This window comes from Salibaculum sp., assembly GCF_035270045.1.
Lineage (GTDB): Bacteria > Pseudomonadota > Alphaproteobacteria > Rhodobacterales > Rhodobacteraceae > Salibaculum.
The window spans coordinates 36,622-58,633 of record NZ_DATFIP010000032.1; the positions used below are offsets into that span (position 1 = coordinate 36,622).

21 protein-coding genes are annotated in these 22,012 nt (G+C 63.2%); 7 read left to right on the plus strand and 14 right to left on the minus strand.

What is annotated here, in order from left to right:
• Positions 1–22: 22 nt before the first annotated feature.
• Positions 23–520 (minus strand): FxsA family protein, encoded by a 498-nt coding sequence (locus VJ897_RS05470; protein WP_324053998.1) that lies wholly within the window; start codon positions 518–520, stop codon positions 23–25.
• Positions 521–631: 111 nt separating this feature from the next.
• On the opposite strand from VJ897_RS05470, the gene VJ897_RS05475 reads away from it, so the two are divergent.
• Genes VJ897_RS05475 through VJ897_RS05485 form a run of 3 tightly spaced genes read left to right on the plus strand, consistent with a single transcriptional unit; the run spans position 632 to position 2,918 of the window.
• Positions 632–1,291: a Tim44/TimA family putative adaptor protein gene (locus tag VJ897_RS05475; RefSeq protein ID WP_324054000.1), complete on the plus strand. Its 660-nt coding sequence runs from the start codon at positions 632–634 to the stop codon at positions 1,289–1,291.
• An 8-nt stretch (positions 1,292–1,299) separates the two neighbouring features.
• Positions 1,300–2,328: a murein transglycosylase A gene (mltA, locus tag VJ897_RS05480; RefSeq protein WP_324054001.1), complete on the plus strand. Its 1,029-nt coding sequence runs from the start codon at positions 1,300–1,302 to the stop codon at positions 2,326–2,328.
• Positions 2,325–2,918 (plus strand): Smr/MutS family protein, encoded by a 594-nt coding sequence (locus VJ897_RS05485; protein WP_324054003.1) that lies wholly within the window; start codon positions 2,325–2,327, stop codon positions 2,916–2,918. The genes mltA and VJ897_RS05485 overlap by 4 nt, the downstream gene beginning before the upstream one ends.
• Here the strand turns inward: VJ897_RS05485 and VJ897_RS05490 are convergent.
• The 11 genes from VJ897_RS05490 to regB all read right to left on the minus strand — a co-directional run bounded on the left by VJ897_RS05490 (position 2,901) and on the right by regB (position 18,636).
• On the minus strand, positions 2,901–4,121 hold the full coding sequence (locus VJ897_RS05490) for an MFS transporter (protein ID WP_324054004.1): 1,221 nt from the start codon (positions 4,119–4,121) through the stop codon (positions 2,901–2,903). The genes VJ897_RS05485 and VJ897_RS05490 overlap by 18 nt on opposite strands.
• 49 nt (positions 4,122–4,170) lie before the next feature.
• Entirely contained in the window at positions 4,171–5,172 is a 1,002-nt protein-coding gene (locus tag VJ897_RS05495; RefSeq protein ID WP_324054006.1) for an alpha/beta hydrolase, read from the minus strand.
• A 104-nt stretch (positions 5,173–5,276) separates the two neighbouring features.
• Entirely contained in the window at positions 5,277–6,581 is a 1,305-nt protein-coding gene (gene hslU / locus VJ897_RS05500) for an ATP-dependent protease ATPase subunit HslU (protein WP_324054008.1), read from the minus strand.
• 22 nt (positions 6,582–6,603) lie between these two features.
• On the minus strand, positions 6,604–7,659 hold the full coding sequence (locus VJ897_RS05505) for a hypothetical protein (RefSeq protein ID WP_324054010.1): 1,056 nt from the start codon (positions 7,657–7,659) through the stop codon (positions 6,604–6,606).
• The gene (gene hslV / locus VJ897_RS05510; RefSeq protein WP_324054012.1) at positions 7,656–8,213 is read right to left on the minus strand and encodes an ATP-dependent protease subunit HslV; all 558 of its coding nucleotides are present in this window, start codon (positions 8,211–8,213) and stop codon (positions 7,656–7,658) included. The genes VJ897_RS05505 and hslV overlap by 4 nt, the downstream gene beginning before the upstream one ends.
• A gap of 115 nt (positions 8,214–8,328) precedes the next feature.
• The gene (gene trxA, locus VJ897_RS05515) at positions 8,329–8,649 is read right to left on the minus strand and encodes a thioredoxin (protein WP_324054014.1); all 321 of its coding nucleotides are present in this window, start codon (positions 8,647–8,649) and stop codon (positions 8,329–8,331) included.
• A gap of 61 nt (positions 8,650–8,710) precedes the next feature.
• Positions 8,711–12,091 carry a double-strand break repair helicase AddA gene (gene addA, locus VJ897_RS05520; protein ID WP_324054016.1) on the minus strand — a complete coding sequence of 1,127 codons (3,381 nt, stop codon included), beginning with the start codon at positions 12,089–12,091 and terminating at the stop codon, positions 8,711–8,713.
• Positions 12,088–15,015 carry a double-strand break repair protein AddB gene (addB, locus tag VJ897_RS05525; RefSeq protein WP_324054018.1) on the minus strand — a complete coding sequence of 976 codons (2,928 nt, stop codon included), beginning with the start codon at positions 15,013–15,015 and terminating at the stop codon, positions 12,088–12,090. Before addB ends, addA begins: the two co-directional genes overlap by 4 nt.
• Positions 15,016–15,120: 105 nt before the next feature.
• Entirely contained in the window at positions 15,121–15,600 is a 480-nt protein-coding gene (gene tsaE / locus VJ897_RS05530) for a tRNA (adenosine(37)-N6)-threonylcarbamoyltransferase complex ATPase subunit type 1 TsaE (RefSeq protein WP_324054020.1), read from the minus strand.
• A gap of 37 nt (positions 15,601–15,637) precedes the next feature.
• Entirely contained in the window at positions 15,638–17,185 is a 1,548-nt protein-coding gene (locus VJ897_RS05535; RefSeq protein ID WP_324054022.1) for a PAS-domain containing protein, read from the minus strand.
• Positions 17,186–17,259: 74 nt separating this feature from the next.
• Positions 17,260–18,636: a sensor histidine kinase RegB gene (gene regB, locus VJ897_RS05540; RefSeq protein ID WP_324054024.1), complete on the minus strand. Its 1,377-nt coding sequence runs from the start codon at positions 18,634–18,636 to the stop codon at positions 17,260–17,262.
• 81 nt (positions 18,637–18,717) lie between these two features.
• Between regB and VJ897_RS05545 the strand changes: the two genes are divergently transcribed.
• Both VJ897_RS05545 and VJ897_RS05550 read left to right on the plus strand, forming a co-directional pair.
• On the plus strand, positions 18,718–19,350 hold the full coding sequence (locus VJ897_RS05545) for an SCO family protein (protein ID WP_324054026.1): 633 nt from the start codon (positions 18,718–18,720) through the stop codon (positions 19,348–19,350).
• Positions 19,351–19,412: 62 nt separating this feature from the next.
• Positions 19,413–19,958, plus strand: a complete 546-nt coding sequence (locus VJ897_RS05550) for an ActR/PrrA/RegA family redox response regulator transcription factor (protein WP_324054035.1) — start codon at positions 19,413–19,415, stop codon at positions 19,956–19,958.
• A gap of 3 nt (positions 19,959–19,961) precedes the next feature.
• Here VJ897_RS05550 and VJ897_RS05555 read toward each other — a convergent pair whose 3' ends face one another.
• Positions 19,962–20,849, minus strand: a complete 888-nt coding sequence (locus tag VJ897_RS05555; RefSeq protein WP_324054028.1) for a LysR family transcriptional regulator — start codon at positions 20,847–20,849, stop codon at positions 19,962–19,964.
• Positions 20,850–20,934: 85 nt separating this feature from the next.
• On the opposite strand from VJ897_RS05555, the gene VJ897_RS05560 reads away from it, so the two are divergent.
• Positions 20,935–21,090 carry a hypothetical protein gene (locus tag VJ897_RS05560; RefSeq protein WP_324054030.1) on the plus strand — a complete coding sequence of 52 codons (156 nt, stop codon included), beginning with the start codon at positions 20,935–20,937 and terminating at the stop codon, positions 21,088–21,090.
• Positions 21,091–21,132: 42 nt separating this feature from the next.
• Here the strand turns inward: VJ897_RS05560 and VJ897_RS05565 are convergent, their stop codons facing one another.
• Positions 21,133–21,696, minus strand: a complete 564-nt coding sequence (locus tag VJ897_RS05565) for an HD domain-containing protein (RefSeq protein ID WP_324054031.1) — start codon at positions 21,694–21,696, stop codon at positions 21,133–21,135.
• 158 nt (positions 21,697–21,854) lie between these two features.
• Between VJ897_RS05565 and VJ897_RS05570 the strand changes: the two genes are divergently transcribed.
• Positions 21,855–22,012: adenosylhomocysteinase (locus tag VJ897_RS05570; protein ID WP_324054037.1), on the plus strand; the 158-nt coding region annotated here is incomplete at its 3' end.

Here is a 22,012-nt window from a genome sequence, read left to right on the forward strand (position 1 = left end):
AGTAGCCTCAATGGCCGCGGCGTCAGTGGCGCGTCCAGCCGGAGCCTTCGTCGCGTGGCGGCTGATCGGGTGGTATGTCCTCGAACTCTGCGTCCACGACCCTGTCGCGCGGCGGGCGACGGTTGCCGGGGCCACGATCGGCGGCGCTGTCCGGACCCATTTGGAATGATTGCACCCTCAGGCGCTTGCGGGCCCAACCGAATAGAGCCTGACGTATCCGGGGGACAAGTAGAGCGAACCCCACAGCGTCGGTGAAGAAACCCGGCGTCAGCAACAAGGCACCGGAAAACAGGATCATTGCGCCATGAGCGAGCGGCTCCGAAGGATCGTCGAGATCTGCCATCGAGCGCCGCAGCCGCTCCATAGCCATGGCGCCTTGGCTGCGCACCATGGCCGCCCCCAGGATCGCCGTGGCCACCACGATGAACAGCGTCCAGCCCAACCCTATGAGACCTCCCAGCTGGATGAACAGCGTGATCTCGATCAGCGGAATCGCGATGAAGAGGAGAAAAAGCGGCATTCAGGTCCTCTCTCTGGCAGAAGTAGGCAGGTCCCGAGGTGGACTTGGCCCCGTCGCAACCTTACATAGGTTCGACAGGTCAAGGTTGCTACATCCGCAAGAGAGATATCCATGAATTCGCCTATTATACAGCTATTGGTCCTCGCCGGGATCGCCGTTTTCCTGATCCTCCGGCTGCGGAGCGTCCTGGGAACCCGGGAAGGGTTCGAGAAGTCCCCTGTGCCGCGCCAGCCTGGCAACCAGAACCAGGGACCGGAGCTTGAAGTCATCGAAAGCGGGCCGGATCATGACATCATTGATAACGTTGCCGATGACAGCGATGCGGCCAAGGCGCTCGCAAAGATGAAACGGATCGATAACAGTTTCTCCGTCAATGAATTCCTTCAAGGTGCGCGGGGTGCGTACGAGATGATCCTTACGGCCTTCGAACAGGGCGATATGGCGGATATCAAGCCTTTCCTGTCCGAAGATGTCTACGAGGCTTTTGCAGAGGTCGTCGAGTCTCGCCGGGAACAGGAACTCGACATCGAGTTTACCTTCGTGGGCGTCTCCGAACTCAGGCTGATGGATGCCGATTTCGATGATATGACCAACGAGGCAGAGCTGACGGTTCGGTTCCTTGGAGAGATGACCTCGGTCGTGCGCGACAGCGCGGGTGAGATCATCGAGGGATCGTCCAGCGATATCAAGCGACAGCGGGACGTGTGGACCTTTGCACGCAAGATGGGAACCTCGGACCCGAACTGGATTCTTGTCGCAACGGGCGAATGACAGGAAGAATGACGGGGCGGATCGGATCGGCCGTGTTTGCCCTGACCCTGGCGGGTGGGACTGTCATGGCTGATCCAAATTACAGCCTGCTGAGTTTTTCCGACCTGCGCGGCTGGGCCGAGGACGATCATCAGGCCGGTCTGGACGTTTTCCTGCGAACCTGCGGGGACATCGACGCCGAGGATTGGCGCACCATCTGCGCCTTGGCCCGCAAGGGGCAAGAGGCGCGGCGTTTCTTCGAGACATTCTTTGTGCCAGTCCTGATCGAGGACGGCCGCGACATGCTTTTCACTGGTTATTACGAACCTGAACTCACGGGCGCACGCTTTCGGGGCGGCCCGTATCAATATCCCCTCTACAGGCCGCCCGACGGGATTGAGGATCCTTGGTTTACTCGCCGAGAGATCGAGGAACGCGCAGTGCTGGACGGAAAAGGACTGGAAATCGCCTGGATCGATGATCCGGTCGACGTGTTCTTCCTCCAAGTGCAAGGGTCGGGACGGGTCAGGCTGGACGACGGATCCGTGATCCGCGTCGGTTATGGCGGGGCGAACGGACACGAGTATTCCTCGGTCGGGTCGGAACTGGTGCGCCGCGGGGTCTATGAACCCTACCAGGTTTCGACCGATGTGATCCGATCCTGGGTCCGGCGTAACCCCGAAGCAGGACAGGAACTGCTCTGGACCAACAAGAGCTTTGTTTTCTTTCGGGAAATCAATCATGTCCCCGCCGACCAAGGCCCGTTGGGGGCGATGGGTAGGCCAGTCACGCCCGGCCGGACGATTGCCGTCGACCCGTCCATCGTTCGCCTTGGCAGCCCTGTCTGGATCGAAAAATCGGGCGAGGGTCCGTTGAATCGGCTTATGGTCGCCCAGGATACCGGCTCGGCTATCACGGGGGCGCAACGGGCGGATATCTTCATCGGTACGGGCGACGTGGCCGGGCAACGTGCGGGCCGCATCCGGGATGGCGGTCGGATGATCGTTCTGATGCCGATTCAGCGTGCGCTGGCCCTGGTGCCAGAGACCGTGCGATGAGACGGCCGCGCCATCTTTCGCCTGAGGAGCGGGATCTCTGGGACAAGGTGGCGCGCACGGCCAAACCGTTGGAGAACCGCTCCGAGCCGCGCTTGTCCGGCCGGCGGAAACCCGACGCCAAGACACCAGCGGACGATGAGACGGCATCCCCCGTTACCGCATTCCGCATCGGTGAGAAGATCGACCATTCCGGCGATCATGACCTGCTGCCGTCGTTGGGGGAACAGATGGGCCGGGCACCGATCGCCATGGATCGCAAGACCCATGGCAAACTCAAGCGCGGCAAGCTCAAGCCCGAGGCCCGGATTGATTTGCACGGGATGACCCTGGCACAGGCGCATCCTGAACTCACGTCATTCATTCTGTCGTCGCAAGCCATTGGGCGGCGGTTGGTCCTCGTCATCACGGGCAAGGGGAAACCGCGCGATACCGGCGACCCTATCCCGACACGATTGGGCGTGTTGCGCCATCAGGTGCCTCAATGGCTGCGGATGCCGCCGCTTGGTCCGATCGTCCTGCAAGTGAGCGAGGCCCATGCCCGCCACGGCGGGCACGGGGCCTTTTACGTCTATCTACGTCGCCGGGGCTGAAGTCCGCAGGCTGGCGATACCGAATGCCGCGGCGATACAGGTCAGGGCGAAATAACCCGCAATCCAGAGCATCTGTGCCTCGATTCCGACCCCCGCAGTTATCAGGCTACCAGTCAGCCCTGGCCCTACGGCAGAACCAAGAACCATGATCGCCGTGCCCATGGCCTTGATCGCTCCGATGTTCCGCGTCCCGTAGAACTCAGCCCAGAACGCCGAGGTGATGGGATTGTTTGCCCCCGCTCCCATGGCCATGAGCATGAGCCCGAACGCCGCGCCCCAGGGCGTCTGCGCCAGCGAGAAAGCGACGAAGCCCAACGCCATGGGGAATTGGTAGATGGGCATCAATTTACGTGTGCCGACCTTGTCGATGACGAACCCTGTGCCGAAAGCAGCCGCGACGCTGATTGTCGTGTAGAGCGGGAAGAGCGCGACCAGCTCCAGGTGGGTCCACCCCTTTGTTTCGGCGTAGTGAACCTGCTGAAAGAAAAAGGCCGTGTTGAAGGCGGGCGGTCCAAGAAGCGCGGGGATCATGAACCAGAACAGCCGATGCCGGAGCACCTCGTGCCGGGTCCAGTGATGCCCTTCGAGCCCGAGCGATTGCGCGCTTTTCGCATCGTCTTGTGGGGTGCGCTCCAATCGCAGAAGGCGTTGAAGGATCGGAAGCAGGATCATCGCGAAGACAGCGCAGCCGACCCAGACCAAACGCCAGTCGAACCAGACCAGAATCGCCACGATCAGGATCGGAAGCGTGGCTTCTGCGACGGAAAAGCCCAGGCTGGCTATGGACAGCGCCTTGCCCCGCGTTGCCACGAACCAGCGTGACATGGCGACCTGGCCCATATGGCTCATCATGCCCTGGCCCATGACCCTCAGGAAGAAGATTGCCGGAACAAGTGCCCACCAGACCGGTGCCGCAGCCATGAGGAGACATGCACCAGCCGTTCCGACCAGGATCATTGCCCCCAGCGCACGAATACGGAACACGTCCGTCAAGGCACCGGACCAGACCATCACCAGCGCACTTGCCAAGGTACCGATCGCGTAGATTTGCCCCCAGAGTGCATGGCTCAGGCCGAATTCTGCCCGGATTTCCCCCGCGAAAAGTGAAATGAAGAAGGTTTGCCCGAAGGCCGATCCAAAGGTCAGCAGAAACCCGGCAGACAGGAAAGCCGCGTTCTGCTTGATGAAGTCTATCAGGCGCATGGATGACTCTCTGCGCCATTCGTCCACCAGTGGAAAGACCGAATCCGTCCTAGTTCAGCGCCATGACGGGGGACAGGATGATCTGGGTGGCGTTCTGAACGGTCAGCACGGTTCCTGGCAGGAGGCCTGTGCGGCCTGCGCGTTCCCCCTGGAAGGCGGCATTGACTTCGTTGAGGTCCTGCATGAGTGCGATCAGCGTTGGAGACGTCGCCGGCGTGAGGTGGCGTGTGCCGTCCCGGAAATTCGTGACGTCCAGCATGGTGACGTCAAGATCGGAAACCCGGTCCACCTGAGAAAGGTTGCCCAGACGTTCCCGCTGACCGGTCAGCCGTGCAGACAACTGAAGCGCTCGGTCGCGTTTCGAGGTGAAAATCAGGAACGGCTGGGGCAGCGTGCCGATCCGGTGGGCCTGTGCGAGAAACAGCTCAACGTCTATATCCGGCGACATGAGGATGACGCCGTGGACCGTGCGTGAGGCGGCATCTTCGTCGCCGATCTCGATCTGACGCAGCGTTTCCATCGTCATCAACGACCCTAGAGAATGACCGACGAGGATGATATCCGCGGCCCCGGCTGCCTTGACTTCGGCAAGCAGTGTTTCGAGCCCGTCACGCCCGAACAGAACGCTGTCACGGTCGTAGCTGTAGCCAAGCGGATTGTTCAGGCTGGGCCAGGCATAGTGAACAGCCAGACCCGGTATGGAAAGGTCTTCGGCCAGCTGGGCCAGCCGGATCATACCCTCCGAAAACGTGCTGTTGAAACCGTGAACAAAGACGACGACATCGCGCTGATTCTCGGGCAGCGCCCGCAAATCTTGGGCCATTGCCTGACGAAAGGCCGATGGGCCTGCAAAGCCTGTCGAAGCCGTGGCCAGGAAATCTGTTCTCGGATCGGGATCTTTGCCGGGATAGGAGACATCGCCCGCCATCCTGTCCGGCGGCACCGACAGCTCGATACGCCCATAGCTCGGTGTTTCGACGCGCTCGGTTCCGTAGATCACGCCCGGGGCGTCGCTCTTCTCCCGGGTGGTGGAGTAGTAGATGGACCGCACGTCACCTATTTCGGCGGCAGAGGGGTCCAGGACGATCGTGCCACGCGGGGTGCAGGCCGAAAGCAGCGCAACCGCCACGATCAGTGCGCTGGGATAGACCTTCATCACAGGACGTAGCGGCTCAGATCGGCGGAACGGCTGAGCTCTCCCAGGTGGTCCTCGACGAAATCGGCATTCACGACGATCTCCTCTCCGGCCTTGTCGGGCGCGGTGAAGGACAACTCTTCGAAGACCCGCTCCATGACAGTATAGAGCCTGCGCGCGCCAATATTCTCGACGCTCTCGTTAACCTCGGCAGCGATCCGGGCCAGGGCGGCGATCCCATCTTCGGTGAAGGATACGGTCACCTGTTCGGTGCCCATTAGGGCAGTATATTGCCGGGTCAGGGCATTGTCCGTCTCTGTCAGGATACGGATGAAATCCCCCTCGGTCAGCGCGCGCAATTCCACCCGGATCGGCAGACGCCCCTGAAGTTCCGGAAGCAGGTCCGACGGCTTGGCAATATGGAACGCGCCCGAGGCAATGAACAGGATATGATCAGTTTTGACCGGGCCATGCTTTGTGCTCACGGTGGTGCCCTCGATCAGCGGCAGCAGGTCGCGCTGCACGCCCTCGCGGCTGACATCGGCACCGCGTGCATCGGCATTGCGGCAGACCTTGTCGATCTCGTCCAGGAATACGATGCCGTTCTGCTCGACGCTCTCTACGGCCTGTTTCGTGACCAGTTCGTCGTCCAGAAGCTTGTCGGCCTCGTCGTTGATCAGCAGGTCATAGCTATCGGCGACGGTAACGCGCTTCTTGACTGTCCGCCCGCCGAAGGCCTTGCCGAAGATCGCACCCAGGTCCATGCCCGGCGCCATCCCCGGCTGGCCGGGCATCTCCATGCCGCCAAGCGGGTTGGAACTGTCCTGTAGCTCCAGCTCGATCACCGTGTCATCCAGCTCACCCGCCTTGAGTTTCTTGTGGAACATCTCGCGGGTGGCCTCGCGGGCGTCATCCCCCGCTATGGCAGTGATGACCCGTTCCTCGGCGGACCGATGCGCTTTGGATTTCACGTCCTCCCGCATGTATTCGCGCGTCTGGACGATGGCGGCATCGACGAGATCCCGGATGATCTGTTCCACGTCGCGCCCGACATAGCCCACTTCCGTGAACTTCGTGGCCTCGACCTTGAGGAACGGCGCCCGGGCCAACTTGGCCAGGCGACGGCTGATCTCGGTCTTGCCGACGCCGGTGGGGCCGATCATCAGGATGTTCTTGGGATAGACCTCGTCGCGGAGGTCGTCACCCAGTTGCTTGCGGCGCCAGCGGTTGCGCAAGGCCACGGAGACCGCGCGCTTGGCGTCCTTTTGGCCGATGATGAAACGGTCGAGTTCGGAGACGATTTCGCGTGGGGTCAGGTCGGTCATGGGTGTCCTTTTCGGGTCGGGCTCAGGTCGAGGGCGGCAGCCGGTCGAGTGGCAGGAAGGGCATGAGTCGCAGCAGTCGCGCCCGGATGCCTTCCCAGAAGGCGCCCAGCACAAGCAGTACGGCTCCCAGGGCGACGATGGTCGTTGCGGCGTGGCTCTCGCTTAGAACGGTAAAGGAAAGCGTGACGACATAGCCGATGGCCGCGATCAGGAATGACCGGCGGTCAATCACGATGGCCACCAACGCGAATAAAGCGAGCACGGCCAGCAGAAACAGTAGTGATCCATCCCTGTCCAGAAGGCTCAGTGCCAGGGTGTTCACCAGTGCGGGCGCGGCCACGAGATGCAGCCAGAACCCGTTTGCGGATCGACGGGTCACGCGGTGCGGGTCGCTCATGTCGAAGCACATGGCCCCGACGAAGACCAGCACGCCCAGTGCCAGGGTGATCCAGGCAAAGGGGCCATCGGCGGACAGCAGGAAAAGATCATCCACATTGGTCGGTGAGCCGGCAGAGGTCGCCGCCAGGAGAATGGCCACGACGAAAAGCCCCACGGCGATCATGGCCATGGCGAAGGGCACTCGGAACCGCAACCAGAAGACCGCAAGTGCCAGCGTGGTCAGCCCGAAAGGCCAGGGCAGACTCGAAAAATCCTGCTGTACGACCATGAAGGGCTGTGCGAACGCGGCAATAAGTCCGGCTGCGGCATTGGCTGCAAACAGGACCGACAGGGCGATCGCCGGCGCGACCATGCGACGGCGACGAATGAAGTATTCGGATAGCAGCCAGAGTACCGCCGCCGCGATCGCGGCCGTGGTGATCGTCTGGGTGCGGTAGTTCACGATTTCCGTGGTCATGGTGACGGCATTCATACCCAGCCAGCCAGAGGCCAGAATGACCAGGCCGATCACGATGAATATCTCGTTGAAGCCCTTGAACAGTTCGAAGGGTTCATCGCCGGGGGACAAGCCTTCGCGCGCACCGCGGCGGCTGTCGGAAAGCGTGGCCAGTGCGGCGGCCTGCCGCTCAGTCACGATACCGGCCGAAACCGCGGCGCGAAGATCGTCGCGCTCGATCATGCCTCGGCCGTTTCCACCGTAAGGTTGTCGTTGGTGTAGACGCAGATATCGGCGGCGATAGCCATGGCGCGGCGGGCAATGCTCTCGGGGTCCATGTCGCTGTCCATTAGGGCACGCCCCGCGGCAAGCGCGTAATTCCCGCCCGAGCCGATGGCAGTGACATCGTGTTCGGGCTCCAGCACGTCACCTGCGCCGGTGATGACGTACAGGTCCTTGCCATTGCTGACGATCAGGAAGGCCTCCAACTTTTGCAGGTACTTGTCGGTACGCCAGTCCTTGGCGAGGTCGACCGCGGCGCGCTGCAACTGCCCTGGGGTCGATTCCAGTTTCTTTTCCAGTCGTTCGAGCAGGGTGAAGGCATCTGCGGTAGACCCGGCAAAGCCGCAGATCACGTCATGCCCGCCCGGGCTGATCCGGCGCACCTTGCGCGCTGTGCCCTTTATGACAGTCTGACCCAGCGTGACTTGCCCGTCACCTGCGATCACCACCTTGCCGTCCTTGCGCACCGCCACGATCGTGGTGCCGTGCCAACCGGGAAAATCCTGTTCCGCCATGCCGCGTCCTTTCCAATCTCGTCACGATATGGCGCCCGGGGCGGCGGGACTCAAGCCCGCAACGAAAAAGGGCGCCCCGCGGGGGCGCCCCTTGCCTGCCTTGCGCGGCGTGGGATCAGATGCTCTCCTCGATCCAGCTCTGAAGGGCGGCCTTGGGTGCCGCGCCTGCTTTGTTGGAGATCACCTCGCCATCCTTGAAGATGAACAGGGCGGGAATGCCGCGCACACCCATCTGGCCGGGCGACATCGGATTCTGGTCCACGTCGACCTTGGCGACCTTGATCTTGCCGGCCATCTCCTCGGACAGCTCCTCAAGCGCGGGGCCGATCTGTTTGCAGGGGCCGCACCATTCCGCCCAGAAGTCTACCACGACGGGGATATCGGACTTACGGACTTCGGCATCGAACGTATCGTCGGTGACAGCAACGGTAGCCATTGGGATCTCCTGGGCTTGAAAATATCTTGAATTTGGAACGTATGGGCGCCGACCCGCGCCGTCAAGATGTGGGCGCCTCAGCAAGGGCATGCGACAGCATATCGTCGGGCAATTTCATCAAGGCACCTGTCCGTGTCCAAAGGAGTGCGGTCCCCACGGCCCTGTCTGGATAGATCTGCGTCAGCGCGCCACGATAGGCGGCCATCTGGCGCCGCAGACCAAGGGGCACCTGCTCGACCCGATCGGGGACGACACGGTTGGATTTCAGATCGACCGCCAGCACCTCGGTCTTCGTGACCAGTAGCCTGTCGATCGCCCCGTGGATGCGGCTGTCGCGTAGTTCGGGCAAGGTCGCGGTGATATCCACCTCGGGCAGACCGTCCTCGAAGATCGCGGCCAGGTCTGGATCGGCCAGCAAAGCCAGGACTTCGTCGATCAGTGACGCGGCGTCGGCGACAAGGTTCCGGTCGGCGTGGCGCGCCATCAATGTCTGCGCAATCCGCGCCCGGTCCGCCGGGACCACGCCGGGCAGCACCTCGGACAGGGTATGAATGATCCGGCCGCGCGCCTTGGCGCCCTCGCTGTCGTCCTCGTCGATATCCCCCGGCAAGGCCTTGGCACCACCAAGGTCCGAAGGAGCGACGGTCTTTTCAACAGGAGTGGGGTCGGGCACCGGGCTGTGCGATGGCACGGGCAGGCCGGTTGAAGCGTCTTCGGGTTCTACATGCCTGATCGGGGCATTGGTCCAATCGCCGGATTCGAACCTGCGGATCGGGCCGGCGGTCGGGCTTTCCATTTCGATCGGACCAAGCTGATCCAGCCCGTGGCGAACCATGTTGTACCAGTTTTCACCGGCGTCACTAATCTTGCCCGCGCCTGCTATGATCAACCAGCTTTCGGCCCGTGTCAGGGCCACGTAGAGCAGCCGCCGGAACTCCCGCGACTCGGCCGCGACCGCGCCTGCGCGCATCTCGGCAACCTCTGGCGGCTCGGCCTCCTTTCGCGGTTTCCAGACGGGCACGGACCCCGTGGTCAGGATTTCCTGCCGGGGGCCAGGCTTGCGATCGGTAGTATCTGGAAGGATGACGATAGGTGCCTCAAGTCCCTTGGCGCCATGCACCGTCATGACCCTGATCCGGTCTCCGGCGGAATCCATCTGTCGCTTGATCTGGATATCCTCGGCATCGAACCAAGCGAGGAAACCGGTCAGGCTGGGCACGTCCGACCGTTCGAAGGCAAGGGATTGTGCCAAAAGGCCGTCAATCCCGTCCTCGGCCTGGTGCCCGAGACGTGCGAGCATCTTGCGGCGGCCGTCATGACCCAAGAGGATGCGGTTGATCAGGTCGTATGGCCGCAGGAACTCGGCCCGATCGCGCAGGTCGTGCAGTATGGCGAGCGTTTCTGGAAAGCTCTTTTCTCGCGCCCGCAGGGCCTCCCACAGGGACTGGCCGGGAGCGCGGCCCTGCGCGATGCTGTAAAGATCCGACTCGCGCCAGCCGAAGATCGGCGATTTGAGCGCTTCGGCCAGGGACAGGTCATCCTCGGGCAGGGCAAGGAACCTCAGGCACGACAGGATATCGCGCACGCCCAGGTCGTCGCCCAGGTGCAGGCGGTCAGCCCCGGCAATCTCCAGCCCAGCGGCCTTGCAGGCGCCGATGATTTCGCTGAACAGACTGCTGCGCCGCCGGACGAGGATCAGGACATCCCCGGGTGTAACCGGGCGCCGTACCCAGGTCCCGTTCTCGCGGATCGTCAGGGTTTCTTCCCGGATCATACGGTCGATCTCGGCGGCGATCGTGCGGGCCAGTTCGATTTCGTGGTGACTTTCGGCAGGGTGGTCGGTGGGGTCGTCCCATGCGGGCTGAGGTTGATCTGCCTTTTCCAGCGCTGGCCAGAGGTCCACGCGCCCTGGCTGGTCAGGATGGAAGGGCAGGTGAGTCAGGCCTGTGTCTACCCCGTCGGCATTGTCGCCGACAAAAACGTGGTCCACCAAGGAAAGGATCGCGGCGGAGGACCGGAAGGAATAGAGCAGTTCACGCGGGCGCAGGTTCTTGCCGATATTGGCGAGTGCGGTGCCGAATTCTTCGCGCTTGGTTCCGAAATGGTCCGGGTCCGCACCCTGGAAGGAATAGATCGACTGCTTGCGGTCGCCGACGACGAAGATCGTGCGGTCTCGGTCGGTGCGGGCGCCTTGCCCGCTGGTGAATTCCTGGGTCAGAAGGTCGATGACCTCCCATTGGGTCGGCGAGGTGTCCTGCGCCTCGTCCACGAGGATATGATCGACCCCGCCATCCAGCCGGAAAAGTACCCATTGCGCTACGGCCGGATCGGTTAGAAGCGCGCGGGTCTTGTGGATCAGGTCGTCGAAATCCAGCACCCCGCGACGCTGCTTGTCAGCGGTGTAGCGTGCACCAAAGGTTACAGCGAAACGGTGCAAGACCATGGTCCTGTCCCGCACAACGCACCGCAAGCGGGCGTTTCGCGTGTCCTCGACCCGCTGCATGAGATCGTTGAGCGCCTCGGAAAGATCAGGATTGGCCGCGCGCGTGCCCTTTGTCGGGAAGGCGTCGATCTTGGCGGCATGGGCGGTCTTGCTGCCCGGACCAAAGAGGAAGATGCTTTCCATGATCTCCAGGTCGGCCGTGTCGAAGGCCTCGCCAGGGCTGATACCTGCGAGGCGCTTCGCGGCCTTGGCCTCGGTGGAACCACCCTGTTCAAGAATGTCGATCCAGCGCCTCAGAAGTGCCTTGTCATTACCGTCAAAGCGCGTGGCGGAGAGATCGCAAACAGAGAGATCGGCAGCGACCCCCAGTGCTGCACTGAGGGTCTTTGTGTCCGTTGGCGCTGGAAACGCGTCCAGCTGACCCGTGATCTCTTTCAGCAGCGTGGCGATCTCGGCCCCGGTGAAATGTCGCGCCAACGCATCGACCAGCGGCTTGTCGCGATCCTCGGCCATGGCCTCGAGGATGTCGTTGCGCAGCAGGTCCGTCTCGTGTTCCTCCATCTCGCGGAACTGGGGACTGACTCCGGCTTCCAGCGGGAAACGGCGCAGGATACCCGCGCAGAAGGAATGAATCGTTTGAATCTTCAGACCTCCCGGGGTCTCGATGGCCGCTGCGAAAAGTCGGCGCGCGCGCGACAGATAGTCCGCGTCGATCCGGTCTGCGATGCCGAGTCTTCTCAACGCCCCGAGCAGCTCGGTCTCGGGCATCATCGCCCATTCGCCCAGCCTGCGGAAAAGCCGGTTCTGCATCTCGGATGCTGCGGCCTTGGTGTAGGTCAGGCACAGGATATTCTGCGGATCGGCACCCACCAGCAACAGCCGCGCTACCCGGTCTGTCAGAACACGGGTCTTGCCCGACCCGGCATTGGCGGCCAGCCAGGTCGATGCATGCGGATCGGCGGCGTCCACCTGTGCGCGGGTCGCGTCATCCATTGTCATGGCAGATCCTCGGGGTTGGCATCCTGTGTTTCGTCCCATTCACCATAGCGGGCCAGGTGATCGTAGGTGCCGGTATCCTGTGCCGTCATGTTCGAGCGCCGGGCCGTATAGCCCAGGTCCTCGCTAGCCCAACGTTGCATCAGCGTGGTGAAGCGCTGCAAGAAATCGCTCTCATCCCTATCCAGCCAGGCAGCAACGGATTTCACATCGGACGACAGTTGCAGGTATTCCGCTCCGGCGATGGAGGCCGGTCCGACGGCGTCGAAGCCGCCGCGTTCGATCATTGCCGCTTCGAGGATCAACTGTTTGTCATAAAGTTCCTGCGCTTTCGGTTGGGGTGCCTCGCCTGACTTGTAGTCATAGAGCCAGATCGCGCCGTCCTCGGTCAGGTCCAGCCGGTCGGCCTTGGCCGTCAGGGTGAAATCAACACCATCGAGGGTCATCCTGCCTGACTTTTCCAGAGGGCCGGGCGCGGCCCGTTGGCGCCGTGTGACTTCATCCGCGAGGAAGGCGCGGGCGAAGCGAGCCACCCGGGCCAGCCAGAGCCGCTGAACCGAGGGCCAGGGGCAGTCACGGACGAGAAGTTGCTCGGAGACCTCCAGCAGCAGGTCCCGAGCCGCAGGGTCGCCGGGGTCGGGGCATAGCGGCAGGAAAGCCTCAAGGATGTCGTGGATGATATTGCCGCGCAGGGCCGCGTCGGGGGAATGTACAAGCGGATCAAGCGGTTTCAGGCCCAGAACGTGCCGTGCATAAATGGCGTATGGATCGCGGATCAGGGTCTTGATCTGCGTCACCGAAAGCTGCCGGGGCCGCGCAGCGGCCGGTGGCCGGGGCGAGGGGCGCGACGCCGGGGCATTCCTTCCGGGGGGTGTTTCGAGCGCCGCCGCAGCCCGCAGCAACGCATCGCCGCGGGCGCGCATGGCGGCAATGGCCTCTGGTCCGCCGGTCTCTGTCAGACCGCCAAGTAGGTTCAGCAGCCGGTTGAGCCAGCGGCTCGCCACTGTCTCGGCCTCGGTGTCGCGGACGGCGCGGCTGATCACGACTTCGGGCGCGGTGACGGCGATCTGGAAATCATGGGCGGACAGCCCGATGCGCCGTTCGGGCAGAAGCAGCCCGGCCTGGCGCCGCATGGTGCGGTTGAGCCAGGGGTCTGGTGCCGGAGGTTCCGGCCAGGTGCCCTCGTTCAAACCGCCCAGGATGACTAGGTCGGCGCTCTGGACCCGGGCCTCGAGCGTCCCCCAGATCAGGACCTTCGGGTGGCTGGCTTCCTGGTCGCGGACTTCACCACCTGACAGGTATTGACCGATCAGTGCCTCGTAATCTGTCGCGTTCATCTGTCCGGCGGCAGAGGCATGGTCGGTCAACTCTGTCATCATGCGCAGGGCTTCGCGCCCGGCAGCCTTTTCCCAAAGTCCTCCCGACCCCTCGGCGTCGGGTCCTGTAGCAAGTCCCTCGGACAGCGCGCGATGGCGGGCTACCCAGTCGCTCAGCGGGCGGTTTTCGTCTGACACCTTTTCGGGAAGAAGGTCAGCCAACCAGGTGGCCCAGCGCTGACGCGCCGGGTCCGGTGTCGTGCCCAGATCGGCCCAGGCCCGCAGGTTGTCGCCGTTCGGGAAGGCCGGACCGTGGCGCCGCAGATGCAGTTCCAGCGCGGTGGTGCACAGCCCGTGCCGCCCCCGCGCGCCGGAATGGCACAGCGGATGTTTGAGCAGCGTCAGAAGGGCCTCGGGTGTCAGCCGCTGCGCCAGCAACCTCGCGGTATGACGCAGGAACCGCCCCGGCGGCGTGAGATGCAGCGGTGTGCCGGCGCTGTCATCTGGCCTTATTCCCCAGCGCTCCATCGCCGAAGTGACCTGCCGTGCCAGGATTCTGTCAGGGGTGATGAGCGCGACGGTCTGGTCTTCGGCTGCCGCCTGGCGCATGCGCAGGGCAATGGCGCTCGCCTCGGCGCGCGGGCTGGGTGCCTCCAGAAGGGTGAGGTCTGCCGTGGCCGCCCCGAGGTCGGGCAGGGCGGGGCCGTCGGTGATCCATTGATCTGTTACCGGCGCCGGGCGCAGCGCCAGAGAGATCAGCGTGTCGCGGCCGTGGTCGGGCGCATCGGTGTCAACCCAGCGCCTGATGTCTGCCGGGTGCATCTCCAGCATATCGCAAAGCGCCTTGAAGCGGAATTGCGGGTGATCTTCGCCGCCTGTCTCGGCGGTCATGCGGTCCCAGACAGAGCGTGGCATCTCTTGGTCGACACCGGGCAGGACGACATGGCCCCGGGGCAAGCCGAGGACTGCCCGGATCAGCTGCGCCGTGGTTCCGCGAGACCCTGTCGATCCCGCGACAATCACCGGATTGTCGGGCGGGGTCTCTTGCCAGCGCCGGGCGAGGCGTTCGACGACCAGACGTTGCCGCGCCTCTGGGTCCGGGTCCGGGTGGGTCTGTTCGAAATAGTGCTGGACCAGCGTGATAAAGCGCAGCGCGCGGTGCCAGTGGCCGGACTCGTCCTCGATGTCCAGTTCCGCAATGCGGGCTGGATCGACGCCCTCTCCATGCATCTCGGAAAAGAGCGCGGCCAAGCTCTCGGCCAGGGCAAAGCGGCTTTCGCGCGGTGCCAGCGTAGGGTCCTGTTGAAGCAGCTTGCCCACCAGGTTGGAAAGGTCGAGTCGGCGGCGCAGCGGCGACACCGGCAACGGCAGGTCGTGAAACCCGGGGTCTTGTCCCAGGTCGGTGATCAGCCGCAGTCGCGGCAGGAGACGGGCTGGTCCCCTGTCGAACAGCGCGCGTAGCCGTCGCTGGGTGCGGCGCGTGTTCACCAGGATCTCGATACGGGCAAAATCCTCGGGCGGAAGGTGGCCGAAACGCTGGTCCAGGCCGTTCAGGAAGCTGTGTCCGAAGTCGCATCCGGTTGGAATGGCAAAAAGGCCGGGGTCACTCATGCTGTTCGTCTTCCTGAAGGTTGGGCGCCGTGTGGGGATCATGGCTCCGCCTGTGTAGACCGTCCCCGTAAACTGGACAATCCGACCCGCTGCGCCCAGTAGCCGTCAACGGACGCTGGCCAAGGCACCGGTCAGCCGGCCGGCCCAGGCCGAGGTGAGAGACAGGCGGGCATTGTGCCCGTCCGGCGTGGCCGTGAGGTGGATTTGCAGCGCGTCGCTGGGAAGGTCGGGGCCCAGCCTGTCGGGCCATTCCACAAGGCATATCGCGTTGTCGAAGGCATCAAGCAGCCCCAGTTCAAGCGCTTCCTGCGCGTCACCCAGGCGGTAGAGGTCACTATGCCAGATTTCTCCGCCCGGCGCGGGGTAGGTCTGTACTAGCGTATAGGTCGGTGAGGGAACTTCGGTTTCCTCGCCGCAGATCGCGCGGATGATGCTGCGGGCGAGGGCGGACTTGCCCGCCCCGATCTCACCCCACAGCAATAGCGTATCGCCGGCTCGCAAGAGCGGGGCGAGCGATTGGCCCAAGCGATCTGTCTCGGCCTCGGAGCGGAGGAACAGGCAATGGTCTGTCGTGGTCGTGGTCATGGGACCAGACTATGGCTCTGGCAGGCAACGACAAGCCCTATCCGGTCTGGGCTACTGGTCTCTGCGCATCTGCCTCCATGGCCGAGAAACGGATCAGTCGGTGCCCTGTTGTAAGCGTGGAACACTGCAGCGCAAAGCGGCGTCCATCCTGCATCGTGATAGCCTCTTCGCAAGGGGCGGGCGCGGTGCCTAGCTGGTGCCAGAGTGGCGAGGGCATAGTCTTGTTGCGCCAGATCGCAAGTTCGTCCGACAATGTACAGGGCCCGAGCCCCAGGTGCCCCTCGCTGCCCCAAAGCCCGCGATAGGCTCGGTTCGACATTACCATCTCTCCGGTGGCGCTGAAGGCCACGGCGGCCTCTGCCATCGAGTCGAGGATTTCCTGGCCCATCTCGATCTGGGTCCGGAACCTGCGGGTCAGGGATAATTCCTCGGAAATATCCTCGAAAAGGAAGGCCAATGCGCCGTCGGGATGCGGGCGCCCGGTGACGCGATAGGTCTGGCCATTGGGGAGGTCCCAGGCCTCTTGGTATCGGTCGTCGGCGGCCGCGGCCTCGACGGCTTCGACCTCGGTGCGCCAGGCGGCAAAGTCCCTGGGTTCGGGGATCATCCGCGCCTCGCGCAGCCGGTCGAGGAATGGGCCGATATGCGGGCGCGAAATCAAGAAATCCGTTGGCAGTCCCAGCATGTCCATGAGCGCTGGGTTGAAGAGTTTGAGTCGACGATCCCTATCGAAGATTGCGAGGCCCACGGACAGCTGCGCGAAGGTCTTGGTCAAGGTCTGGACGAATTTCTGCTGGTCCTCGCGGGCTTCCATCACTTCGGTGATGTCGACACCGTAGTGGATGGTGCCCAAGTCACGGCGCACGCTGGTGATTTCATAGCATCGTGGCGCAAGATGACTGGCTGCGGTCAACCATTTCTGTTCGATCACCGGCGCGCAATCCTCGGGGGGTGCCAGGTCCTCGAAAAGGTCGTGGGGTGGCCAGCGAAGGGGCGCATCGTCTGCAGTCGGACAGGCCCGATCGGCAAGGTCCAGATAGGCGCGGTTGGCCCAGGTCAGATCGCCCGAGGGGCTGCATTGCCAGACCAGTTGCGGGGCATTGTCGCCGATGCTGCGCAGCAGGCTCAATTCCTGTTCCATAGCCGCGACGATCAGGCGTTCGGCCGGGTCGATGCTTATTTCCTTTGATGTCATTTCCAACCTTACGATACCATCGAGATAGGTGGCTTCGATCAGCATGTCGGGAGCGTCGGCTGCCGCAATTGTCTTGCGACCTCTATCAGCGAGGTCGGCGCATTGTGCCCGCAGGTCGGGAAAGCGCGGGGCCAGCGCCGAAACCAGCCTGTCCCAGTCCGTCTTGCCGTTACGGGCCTGCCGCAAGAGCGTGTGCCCCTCGGGCGTGGCATCCACCAGCGCGTCGTCGTCGAAGATCAGCGCGGTGCCGCCCTGGCTATCCAGGAGCAGCCGGCGCGCGGCGACGGCGCGGGTGGAATTGACCCGCGCCCACCAAAGAAACAGGAGCGCAGCGGCGACCACGCCAATCCCGGCGGCCAGGAACGCTTGGACAGTGTCGGGCAGGGTCATCGCGGGCTCCATTGACGGTGATGGGCCAAAGGTCGGCGCGATTGGTTAATTCACGGTTAAGTTGTGCCGCCCGGTCAGGCGAGCCGTTCATTTTTGCCCAGTGGCTGCGTTTTTCGGTCGGTGACGCCAATGCTCTCGGCAGGCCAGGTGACATTTACCACCGCGCCGCCGGAGCGGTTGGCCAGTGCCCGGGCCCCGCCGTTGGAAAAGGTCAAGCTGGCGCCCGATCGCTCCAGCAGCGTCTTCGCGATGAAAAGCCCCAAGCCCATTCCTTCGTAGCCCGGACGGCGATCATCCAGCAGTTGCCAGCGCCGCCGCCGAACGAAGGGATCGCCGATCCGGCCCAGCACCGACGAGGAGAACCCCCCGCCATCGTCCATGATGCGCACGCCCAGGTTCTGGTCCGACCAGCTCAGTTCGATCCGAACGCTGGAGTCACTGAAATCCACGGCATTCTGAACGAGGTTTCGAATGCCGTGGATGATCTCGGGCTGGCGGCGGATGACAGGTTGGTGGGATGGGTCCGTATCGGATGATATCCGGAACTCTACGATCTTGCCGCGCTCCATGTGGGGTTCAGCCGCTTCGCGGATAACGGTCTCGAAAGGGGCGGTCTGCAGGTACTTGTCATCCTTTCCGGCCCGGCCCATCGAGCGCAGGATGTCGCGGCACCGATCCGCCTGGTCGCGGACGAGAACGGCATCGTCGCGCAGGTCCGATCCTTCGTCCAACTCGTCGATCAACTCGCTGCTGACCAGTTTGATCGTGGCAAGGGGCGTGCCAAGCTCGTGGGCTGCGGCGGCAACCACGCCGCCAAGGTCCGTCAGCTTCTGTTCGCGGGCGAGTGCCATCTGGGTCGCGGCCAGTGCTTCGCTCATCGACATGATCTCTTGCGTGACCTGGCGGGCATAGAGCCCGATGAAGATGACGCCGGTGACCAGGGCGACCCAGAATCCGAAGATGAAAAGCTGCGGCAGCCCCAATGGAAACCCCGTGGCCGTCAGCATTTGCACATGCCATTGAGTCAGCGCGCTTATGATGCCGATTGCCACCAGCCCCAGAAGAATCGTGCTGCGCGCCGGCAGGACATTGGCCGCGATCGTCACCGGCGCGAGGATCAGAAGCGAAAAGGGATTGCTGAGCCCGCCGCTGAGGTAGAGCAGGACACCCAGTTGCAGCAGGTCAAACCCCATCATCATCAGGCCCTCGCCCTCGTTGAGGCGGCGGTTCTCGGGGTATAGGAACGTTGACAGGATATTGGCCAGAACCCCGGCGCCGATCGTCATGGCGATCAACCCGGTCTCGAGCCGCAGGTTGAAGACATGCAGCGCCACGACAACTGCCGCGGTCTGCCCGATGACGGCAACCCAGCGCAGGATCACGAGGGTCCGGAGCCGCACCCAGTTGCTGCGCTGATTGATGCTGAAAGTCGCTGCTTCGGGCTGCGCCATTGTGCCACGATGTCCCTATGCCGGTTGATGGTGGATAAGGGATCACTAGATTACGATAAATCAAGTGGAGAGTGAGAGATCATGCGGAAATCGATTGTCCTGGCCGGTGCCGTGGCCATCGCGGCCGCAGCGGGTGCATTGAGCGCCGGCTTGTTCGGCCCCAGCAGTTGGTTCGGTCCGGATGACAAGTTCGCCCAATGCCGCGAGACCACAGTCGGCGGCGCTGACATCGGCGGACCCTTCGAATTGGTCGACGAGACAGGGCAAACAGTCACCGAGAAAGACGTCATAACCGGCCCGACGCTGGTCTATTTCGGCTATACTTTCTGCCCTGACATCTGCCCGACGGACAATATGCGAAACGCAATGGCTGTAGAGATCCTGGACGAGCGCGGACTGGACGTGAAACCGGTCTTTATCTCGATTGACCCCGAGCGGGACACGCCTGAGCGGCTGAGCGATTTCACCGACGCGTTCCACGACCGGATGGTGGGGCTGACCGGGACGCCCGCGCAGGTCCGCGCGGCCTCGCAGGCCTACAAGACATTTTTCCAGAAGGAAGACACCGAGGATGACTATTACCTCGTGGACCATACCACGATGTCCTATCTCATCTTTCCAGACGAGGGTTTTGTCGAGTTCTATCGCCGCAGTGTCACACCCAATGAAATGGCCGAAAGCGTCGCCTGTTTCGCGGACGCGGCGGCAAGCTAGAGAATTGACCGGGGCGCACTAAGACTCTACGCATCATGGACGTTCAAGCGGAGGCCCCATTCATGAACGCAGCCCAGATTGGCGACGATCCGTCACTCCTGATCCTGGATGACGACGAGGCATTCCTCAGGCGCCTCGCCAAGGCGATGGAAAAGCGTGGCTTCGCCGTCGAGACCGCAGAGAGCGTGGCCGCGGGCACGGCCATCGCCAAGGCCCGGCCACCGGCCTATGCCGTCGTGGATCTCCGGCTGGAGGACGGCAACGGGCTGGACGTGGTCGAAGTGCTTCGCGAACAGCGGCCCGACAGCCGAATTGTTGTTCTGACAGGCTATGGTGCCATCGCCACCGCGGTCGCCGCGGTCAAGATGGGGGCCACCGATTACATGTCTAAGCCGGCAGACGCCCGGGATGTGACCAATGCCTTGCTGGCCACCGGGGACGAATTGCCTCCGCCGCCCGACAATCCCATGAGCGCGGATCGCGTTCGCTGGGAACATATCCAGAGGGTCTACGAACTCTGTGACCGCAACGTCAGCGAAACTGCCCGGCGGTTGAACATGCACCGCCGCACGCTGCAACGTATCCTTGCCAAACGCAGCCCGCACTGACTATCACGTCTTCGCTTGGCGCCGGATCCAGCGCACAAAGGCATCGCGGGGGGTCGAGATGATGCCGGGCCGTGTTAGGATGTGGTAGGCCACGGCGCTGTCCGTTTCGCGGAACAGGGCCCGCAGCCGCCCGGCCCTCACCTCGTCCTCGACAAGTGGAGCAGGAAGGATGGCGACACCAAGACCGGCGCGCGCCGCTTCCCGCGACAGTTGGGCCGTGGCAAAGGTCTTGACCCGTTCAAGGTCCGGATCAACGCCATGGGTCGCAACCCAGAGGCGTTCTTCCGAGGTTTGACCATCCATCAGCCAGGTGAAGCCGCGCAACTGTGACAGGTCCCGGACCGCGTCTCCCGGCACGTGCCCCGGTGCAGCGACCGCGACATGGCCCGCAGAGATCAGTGCCATGGAGTCGACACCGCTCCAGCCGCCGCGCCCATACCGGATCGCCACATCGATCCTGTCCGCGCGCAGGTCCACCAGCCCGACACCGGGTATGATCTCGACATCCAGCTCAGGGTGCTCGGTCCAGAACCCCCCGATCCTCGGCATCAGCCAGTTGGCCGCAAAGGACGGAGTGACGGCGATGCGCAGCGGCCGCTGCGCCGCCTTTTCCAACAGGTCATCCGTCGCCGCACCGATCAGGGTGAACGCCTCGGCCAACGCCATGGCCAGCCGGTGCCCTTCGGCCGTTGTCACCATGTTCCGTCCCTGGCGCTCCATGAGGATCGTATCGAAATGGGCTTCCAGCGCTCGTACGTGCTGAGCCACGGCGGCATGGGTCACGTTCAGGTCTCGTGCGGCCGCGGAAAAGCTGCCCACCCGCGCCGCTGCTTCGAAAGCCCGCAATGCCGTAAGCGAGGGAACATCACGCCATTCCATATGAAAGCTCATCTATGATCCGACAAATCTTCCTGACTTTCGGAAGAGGGTTTCCGTGGATATATACGTCCTATCAGCCCAGTGAAAGGAGCGCGACATGTTCAATATTCTTGCAGAAAGCCTGTTCACCGCCAGCAGCCGCCCCATCGGCGGCAACCCGCGCCCCGCTGAAAAGCGCATCTTGGGCAAAGGTCGGCGAACGACCGCCCCGACCGCGATCCACCGCACTGTCTCCAGCGGCGAAAACCGCTAAGGCCAAGCCGCGGGCCGCTGCTCTCCCGGGCGGCCCGCGAAGTCAGAGTCGTGACATCAAAGCGGCGTGCCGATCCGTGAAATCCGCGCGAACCCGAACTGGCGGACGTAGGTGAATTGTGAACATTTCGGCCAATTCGGGATCGACCCGTCCGAAGTGCGTGTTCGCCTCATGTCGGGAAAATCCCGCGATCCGGGTCGCTTCCAGCCAGGCACTGATCCGGTCGGCTTTCTTGATCTTCTTTTTCACGGTCGCGGGCAAGATGGACGGAAGTCCGAAACGGATGTTGATTGCGGCCTGCAGCCGGTCGTCCAACTCGGTGTATCCAGGCCCGATCGCGGCCTTGACCGGCGAGATCATGTCCCCGATCACGTATTCCGGAGCATCGTGCAGCAGTGCTGCCAATCGCCACTTCACCGGCGTTCGTGGCTCCAGCTGACCGAAGATCTGTTCCACCAGTAGGGAGTGCTCGGCCACCGAGTAGGCGAAGTCGCCTTCGGTCTGGCCGTTCCAGCGCGCCACGAAGGCCAGCCCGTGGGCGATGTCCTCGATCTCGATATCCATTGGAGTCGGGTCAAGCAGGTCGAGCCTGCGACCCGATAGCATGCGTTGCCAGGCGCGCGGTTTTCTCAAGGCCACCTCCGAAGTTTGCCGAACAATTGCCCCGTTGTCCCGATCTTGCAAGGTGGCAGCACGGCCTGCGTTGCCGCCCCGAGGGTCCGGTGCTAGAGGACATGCGAACCGGACCAGCAAGGAGCACGGCCATGGCCGAGGATTATATCGTCCGCGACATTTCGGATTCGGCCTTTGGCCGTCGAGAGCTTTCGATTGCGGAGACGGAGATGCCGGGTCTCATGGCATGCCGTGAAGAGTTCGGGGGGTCCAAGCCGCTTTCGGGGGCGCGGATCGTGGGCTCGTTGCA